This is a genomic window from Streptococcus sp. HSISS2 (assembly GCF_000448665.1).
Classification (GTDB): domain Bacteria; phylum Bacillota; class Bacilli; order Lactobacillales; family Streptococcaceae; genus Streptococcus; species Streptococcus raffinosi.
In genome coordinates this window covers 166124-173388 of sequence record NZ_CM002133.1, presented here as the reverse complement: position 1 = coordinate 173388, position 7265 = coordinate 166124, and the positions used below count along the sequence as shown (strand labels likewise).

Annotated in this window: 5 protein-coding genes and 1 pseudogene; 3 read left to right on the top strand and 3 right to left on the bottom strand. The window is 40.4% G+C overall.

Going from position 1 to position 7265, the window contains the following annotated elements; translation table 11 throughout:
• Positions 1–2547, bottom strand: a 2547-nt coding sequence (locus HSISS2_RS00905; RefSeq protein ID WP_042766875.1) for an SEC10/PgrA surface exclusion domain-containing protein, incomplete at its 3' end; no start/stop codon positions are given.
• Between the two features lie 298 nt (positions 2548–2845).
• Between HSISS2_RS00905 and HSISS2_RS00900 the strand changes: the two genes are divergently transcribed.
• Positions 2846–3436: a VanZ family protein gene (locus HSISS2_RS00900; protein WP_021144917.1), complete on the top strand. Its 591-nt coding sequence runs from the start codon at positions 2846–2848 to the stop codon at positions 3434–3436.
• 791 nt (positions 3437–4227) lie between these two features.
• On the opposite strand, the gene rpsO is transcribed toward HSISS2_RS00900, so the two are convergent.
• Positions 4228–4521, bottom strand: coding sequence for a 30S ribosomal protein S15 (rpsO, locus tag HSISS2_RS00895; protein WP_021144916.1), 294 nt, complete (start codon positions 4519–4521; stop codon positions 4228–4230).
• Between the two features lie 124 nt (positions 4522–4645).
• Positions 4646–5820, bottom strand: a pseudogene (locus tag HSISS2_RS00890) (MFS transporter).
• 87 nt (positions 5821–5907) lie between these two features.
• On the opposite strand from HSISS2_RS00890, the gene HSISS2_RS00885 reads away from it, so the two are divergent.
• Positions 5908–6546 (top strand): Crp/Fnr family transcriptional regulator, encoded by a 639-nt coding sequence (locus HSISS2_RS00885; protein ID WP_021144913.1) that lies wholly within the window; start codon positions 5908–5910, stop codon positions 6544–6546.
• 93 nt (positions 6547–6639) lie between these two features.
• Positions 6640–7254, top strand: coding sequence for a peptide deformylase (def, locus tag HSISS2_RS00880; protein ID WP_021144912.1), 615 nt, complete (start codon positions 6640–6642; stop codon positions 7252–7254).
• Positions 7255–7265: the final 11 nt, after the last annotated feature.

The following is a 7265-nucleotide window of genomic DNA, read 5'->3' as shown; positions in this document are numbered from 1 at the left end:
GTCAACAAAACCAAGGAAGGCCAAGATGGTCATAAAGAAACCTACAAGGCTAAGTCCTGCTGCAGCTGACTCACCTGTTGCTGGCAAGCTATCTGCTTCTTGTACAGGAGCTTGTTTCTCAGCTTTGGTTTGAACATAACTTACAGGAATTTGATCTACTGTTTGAGCTGCCTTTTCTTGTGTTGTGAAAGCGACAACCTTACCATCTGCATCATAAACAGGTACTGGTGTAAGACCTTTAGATGTGACGTCCGCAAACTCTTTAGCCAATTCTGTTTGACGTTCTTTGTCCGCCTTAGCTTTCATATAGTTATCAAAGACAGTTTGAAGAGTCGTATAGTCGCTTGTTAATTTATCACGTTTAGCTGACAATTCAACAAGTTTCGCACGCTCAGCTGAAAGAACACCTTTCGCCGCAGTCAATTTATCGAAGGCTGTTGCACGTTCTGCCTTAGCCTTAGCTAGATTACCTGAAGCATTCGTAAGGGCTGCTACACGGTTCTTAGCAGCTGTCAAAGCTTGGTTTGCTTGTGTCAAGGCTGCTTGTTTCTTAGCAGTGTCTTGTTTAGCAGCGTTATAAGCATTTGTCAAACGTTGCAAGGTCGCAGAGCTTGTTGCAAGATTAGCTTTAGCTGTTTGAAGCTCAGCTTGTTTTTCATCAAGAGCTGCTTGAGCTTTGCTGAGAGCTGCTGCTTTTTCTTGTGCATTAGCATTAAGGTTGGCAACAGTAGCGTTAGCCTTTTCCAATTCCGATTTGGCTGTTGCAAGGGCTGCTTGTTTTTCAGAAAGGTTAGTCTGAGCTGCTGCTAACTTACTTGCTGAAGCTTTAAGAGTAGCGAGTTCTGTTTGTGTATTATTAAGTTTAAGAGTCGCAGACTCAGAGGCTGCTTTCTTGCTTGCTAGATCACTTTGTGCTTGATCGTTAGCTTGTTTAGCAGCTTCATATGCTTGCTTAGTAGCTGTTTGGTTTGAGCTTGGGGCTGGTTGAGATTGGTTAGTCTCATATGGATTAGGAATCTTAGTTGTATCAAAGTCACTATCAGGACCAGTAGAGTTTTTATTCACATTGTTAACGTGAACGTTAAAGGCACCTGCAACGACACTGACATCTGTACCAAGGTAAGTTTCGCCTCCATCTGCTAGAAGCCCTGCAATAGAACGAGCGTGGTTCCACTCTCTACCATTAAACATGAAGTCAAGCATAGCTTCAAATACATATTTCTTAAGGTCATTAAGAGTGAACGGACCTGTCAAACCTTGCCATGTGTTGAGGTTTTCACCAATACTTACACTATGGAAAGACTTACCAGCACGGTCAAGAGCTGCACCATCATGTTGGTTATTACGGATAGATTCCCAACCCCAGTTGTCAGCAACATAACCATCTGTAACACGGTCTGCTGCCAATACACTACCTTTAGATACAGATGTTTGAGTTGTACCAAAGGCTGTACGGATTTGGTTAACCAAACTTGAAGCATACAATGACAAATCTGTAATTTGAGCTTCACTAAGATTGTTCAAATCACTGATTGTCACATTTTTATCTGCTTCATTATCTTGGTAGCTATTGTTACTACGATCACGTTTGTTAACGTTCTTCAAAGTTTGTTCAGCTTGTGCTTTTTCTGCTGCTGTAGCTGTTTTTGACTCATATGTCTTAAGAGCATTGACATACTCTGACGATACTGTGAATCTTTGGCGAGCATTGGCTGTAGTAGCTGTTGAAGCTTCTGCTTTTTTCTTAGCTGCTTCAGCGGCTGCAAGAGCGGCTGCTTTTTCATTGGCTACTGTTTGGGCATTTTCATAAGCTGCTTTAGCTTGGTTAGCTGCATTTTGATCTGCAGTCAATTGCCCTTCTTTAGCTGCAATAGCATTTGCCTTTTCTTTATCAGCTGCCTGAGCAGCTGCCAATTCTTCTTGGGCTTTTTTCTCAGCTACTGTTGCTGCATCAAATACAGTCTGTGCTTTAGCCTGATTAGAGGCTGCATCAGCAGCACTAGAACCATTGAGAGCAGCTTTAGCGGCATCAACTGATTTTTGAACATTGGCAACTTCTGTTGCTTTGGCATTGACCTTAGCTTGGTCTGCATTTACTGCAGCTTGTTGTTTGTCTGCTGCATCTTTAGCAGATTTTTCTGCTGATTGAGCACTAGAAACTGCTGACTTAGCGTCATTGGCTGCTTTTTCAGCTGTAGTTACTTGACCTTGAGCAGCTGCAATAGCTTCTGGACTTGCCTCATTGGCTGCTGTTTGCGCCTGTTGCAAGTTGGCATCTGCTGTCGCTAGGTTTGCTTGCGCCTGGTTGACAGTCGCTTCGTTATTAGCAACTACTGATGCTTGTTGTGATACTGCTTGATTAGCAGCGTTGGCTTGTTCTCTAGCCGTTTCGACTTGGGCTTGAGTTGGGACAGCTTGTGTAGCTGTCGATGATACTGATGCTGTTGTTGAGGCTTGATCGTTTGTCGTTACCTCATCAGCTTTAGCAACTGTGGCAGAAACCGCAAGAGCTGCAATTCCGGCTGTCGCCAAAACCTTTTTATTCATAAGACGAACTCCTTTTTATGTTAAAAATTCACTACTATATAATAACATTTTAATAATATTGAAACAAGATGTTGACTCCTAATTTTTAAAATTTAATTGTTTTATAAGCTTTCACAGCTTGTTTACAAAAAATATTAAATTGTTAGTCAAAAGTAGAAATGCTGTTTCAAAGTCCTTTTTTAGTCTTTGAATTTGCCTTATCTGCTTATTTTACCAAATTTTCGTTACAGTTTCTTAACTTTCTTTAAACGATTTTTTGATATAATGTGTACTCATCACATGCAAAAGGAGGCTTACGATGGCAAAAGGATTAAAATCATTGGGTGACATCTTACTCGGAATCGTTTCATTCGGCTTATCTTACTGGTTTTACAGAGGCCATCTCGAACAGTACGTTCATTACATCGCCCATTATGGCTTCTATTTTCAAGTTCTACTTAACATTGTAATCATCGTTTTGCTGAGTTATGTCATCTATGCCTTCTTGAAACTCCTCCTGACTAGAAAACTTAAAAAGCAGACACTATCCTTACTCTATCTGATTTACTTTATAGCCCTCTTTTATCTGCTTTTTTTGAAAAATATCGGCCTACAAGGCCTCTCGCTTAACCCCCTTTCTTTCGCCCGAGAACTGTACTGGGGAAGCCACTTTGTTCCCATCATGAACCTACTAATGTTTATTCCTCTAGGGCTCCTCTTCCCTTCACGGTTAAGTAACCTACTGCTTTGCCTTATTGCCCTATTTTCTATCGAATCCATTCAATACTTTGGGCATATGGGAATATTTGATTTAGGAGATATTGTCTTAAATATGTTAGGTATTCTTATTGGAAATGCCATTCATCAACTTCCTCAATTTCAAACATTCATCAAAAAAATCTTAACATAGAAGATACCTCCAGACCTAAAATCTGGAGGTCATTTTTGTTTTATGTTTAAGTCATTGTTACTAATTGTAAACGACATTTTGAGAGGAATACCCCCTCCAAAGACGGTATCCCTGAACTCGGGCTAAAATCCTAGTAAAAAGAAAAACCACCCTTCATAGAGCAGTTCTATCTTCGTGTATTCAATTGAACATGACCTAAGCACTTGGCAAAAAAGATAAAATCTCCTAGAAACTGAAGTTTCTTCGTCAATTTTCCTATTTTTGCTTTGTGCTTTTAACGGTCTTCGTATCTTGAATTAAACATAAACCAAAGACGAAAATAACAGCTCTCTGAGTCTAGAGAGCTGTTTTGAACTCGAGCTAAAATCCTAGTGAAAATAAAAAATCTCCCCGAAGGGAGATGAATCTGGTTTATTTTACCTTACGATGCTAGGAACCGAAGCCGAAGATAATACTGAAATTCTAGTAAAAAAGAAAAGCTACCCTATAACAGAGTAACTTAACTTTTTGTATTCAATCGAACACGGCCTAAGCACTTGGCAAAAAAGATAAAATTTCCTAAAAACTGAGGTTTCTTCGTCAATTTTCCTATTTTTGCTTTGTGCTTTTGACGGCCTTTGTATCTTGAATTAAACATAAACCAAAGACAAAAATAACAGCCCTCTGAGTCTAGAGAGCTGTTTTGAACTCGGGCTAAAATCCTAGTGAAAAAGATGAAACTCCTTGTGTTCCTTGAACACGACGTCGTTTCCCTATTTTCATACGGATTTTCTACGCCCTTAGTATCGTTATTAACGACGGAGTCCGAGTGAGCTGATCAACTCACGGTAACGGTTAACGTCTGTGCGGCGAAGGTATGCCAACAAGTTACGACGGTGACCGATTTTTTTCATCAAACCACGGTAAGTAGCGTGGTCTTTTTTGTGTTGTTTGATGTGGTCGTTAAGGTGGTTGATTTCCCAAGTAAGGACAGCAACTTGAACCTCTACTGAACCAGTGTCACCTTCGTGACGTGCGTATTGTGCAATGATTTCATTTTTTTCTCTTTTGAGATTGCCATGTTTTTTCTCCTTTTTTTGCTCCATCCGAGTCTTAGGATTGGCTCTCCTAAAACCAAGAAAGAGTTGGTTTGTCTTTACGACCTCTCTATTTTAGCTTATCTACTAATCTTTGTCAATCGTAAGATTCCTTGTTTAAGACTTTCATGGCCTAGGCTTTTTTGACCATTTTTGAATTCAGAAGGAATCCTAGGAAAAGTAGAAAACTGACCACAGCATAAGCTAGGAAAATCCAACTAAAACTTGGAGAAACTAGTGCCAACAATTTTAAAACATAAGGAGATACAGCTGAGCCTAAGTTGCATCCTAGGAGAACATAAGCCGTCGCCTTATTCAGCAAATTTCTAGTAACACGTTCAGAAAGACGGTTAAAGATAATGGTCAAAACAATATTGTAAAAGAAACCAACACCAACAGAAGACAAAATCAATATCAGCAAGTTGTTAGCTAGGGATATTCCAAGTAGGCAAGTAGATAGGCAAAACAGCGCCATTGGCAAGAGACGGTGCTTAATGTGACCGATTAGTGAGGCAAAACTAAGTCCAGCTACAATACCAATTCCCTGCTCCAAACTAAGGACCAGAGCTGATTGACCACTTGCAATGGTCTTACCATCAACTTGAAACAGAGGCACGCGCAAACTAATCGATGAATTAACGCAAATCACAAAACCTGCCAAGAGGGCCATACCTAAAATCATAGCCAAATCTTTTTTATCCAGACCTTGTTTACTTTTTTGTGCCTCTTTCTTCTCTGTCTGCTCCATTGGTGGTACAAAGAGGAGGTACATGGCTAGGATGATAAAACCAAAACCATAGATAAAAAAGCAAGTGTCCAATGAATTTTCAGTAATTGTCCAACCAAAAGGGAACACGATGCCCCACCAATCAATTCCACGGAACCTCGAATCCCAAGCATCTGAACCCTCTCTTTGCCCTGATAACGCTGACTAATGATAGAAATAGCCTTGGCATTGATTAAACCGATACCCATTCCAAAAATAAGACGTGACAGTAAAACAAGTGTATACAATTGAACAAAGAAGGGGAAGATTCCAGCACTACTTAGTAAGATTAAACCTGTCATAATCAATTGTCTGTCATTTAACCATTTGTCAACCAAAGGGTTAAGTAAGAGCATAGCCACTACAGAAAATGAAGGAACAGACACTAAAAGCTCGACTTGAGAAGCAGTATAGGTTGGACTATAGTAGTCCAACATAGGTGGTAGAGCGGTTGAAATCGAGAAGGCCGAAATCAAAAGCAAAGATAGCCCAAGCAGGCTTATTTTTCTAAAATTTTTGTCATAGTATCGGGATAAGAGCATCCTTTCTTTACTTGTCTGATAGTTATTTTTTCATTATAATCTAAGAAGAGCTAAAAAAATAGGACCTAGGTCCTAAAAAGGAGACATATGCCTAATCCCACTACAAGACCTCAGCTTGACCAGGTCTTTCCTGCAGCCTACCTTAATCAATTACAAAAGGTCACCTTTCAGAAAGGCGACTACATATGCACACAAGGGCAAGCTATCACTGAGCTAACCTACATTTTATCAGGTAGAGTAAAAATTGTTCGCTCCCTATCCAATGGTAAAGAACATATCCTAGAAATGCTTCACCAACCACAGCTATTGGGAGACGTTGAACTCATGACTAATCAATTAGCGGGTTCCTCAGTCATTGCCCTCGAAGACGTTCAGGCAGTTCAACTGCCATTAAATGATAAAGAATCGCTCCTCGAAGACCCAGTTTTTCTCTATCAAATTGGGCGTAACCTAGCAATGGCACTACATAAGCAAGGTATTACTGCCTCAAGAAATGTTAGCTACCCTGTCAGGGAGCGTTTGGCTACCCACATCTTGAGTATTGAGGAAGAGGGTAACTTCCAACTGTCGCCATCTATTTTAGCAGCCAGTTTTGGGACCAGCTACCGCCATGTCCAAAGAGTCATCAAACAGTTTATCGACCAAGGAATCATTGAAAAGGTAGCCTTTAAGACCTATGGTATCTTACAGCGACAGACCTTGGAAACACTAGCTTTTATTGATTAGAAAAAGCTTTCGCTGAACCCTTGATGGTTTAATTTTCACCCCTTTTGTGCTATAGTTATAAACAAGTAAATCAAAGAAAATAGAGGTAAATAAATGGACGCTCAAACTAAAATTATCCGCGCCAGCCATATGATTGATATGAATGATATCATTCGTGAAGGTAACCCAACCTTGCGTGCTGTCGCTGAAGACGTAACCCTTCCACTTTCAGATGAAGATATTATCCTGGGTGAAAAAATGATGCAATTTCTTCGTAATTCACAGGATCCTATCATTGCTGAAAAAATGGGGCTTCGTGGAGGTGTCGGTCTAGCAGCCCCACAATTAGATATTTCAAAACGTATTATCGCCGTTCTCGTTCCAAATCCTGAAGACGCTGAAGGCAATCCACCAAAAGAGGCCTACAGCCTTCAAGAGATTATGTACAACCCTAAAGTCGTTGCCCATTCTGTTCAGGATGCTGCCCTAGGTGAGGGAGAAGGATGCCTTTCAGTAGACCGTGATGTCCCTGGCTATGTTGTTCGCCACGCACGTGTAACCGTTGAATACTTCAACAAAGAAGGTGAAAAGAAACGCATCAAATTCCGTGGCTACAATTCAATCGTTGTCCAACACGAAATTGACCATACTAACGGTATCATGTTCTACGACCATATTAACAAAGACAATCCATTCGCCATCAAAGATGGACTCTTAATTATCGAATAACGACAATAGCC

What these genes read in the sequence shown, in the direction of transcription:
- HSISS2_RS00900 (WP_021144917.1), top strand. Translation starts at nt 2,846, where the DNA reads ATGGCAAAAGGATTAAAATCATTGGGTGACATCTTACTCGGAATCGTT.
- rpsO (WP_021144916.1), bottom strand. Translation starts at nt 4,521, where the DNA reads ATGGAGCAAAAAAAGGAGAAAAAACATGGCAATCTCAAAAGAGAAAAA.
- HSISS2_RS00885 (WP_021144913.1), top strand. Translation starts at nt 5,908, where the DNA reads ATGCCTAATCCCACTACAAGACCTCAGCTTGACCAGGTCTTTCCTGCA.
- def (WP_021144912.1), top strand. Translation starts at nt 6,640, where the DNA reads ATGGACGCTCAAACTAAAATTATCCGCGCCAGCCATATGATTGATATG.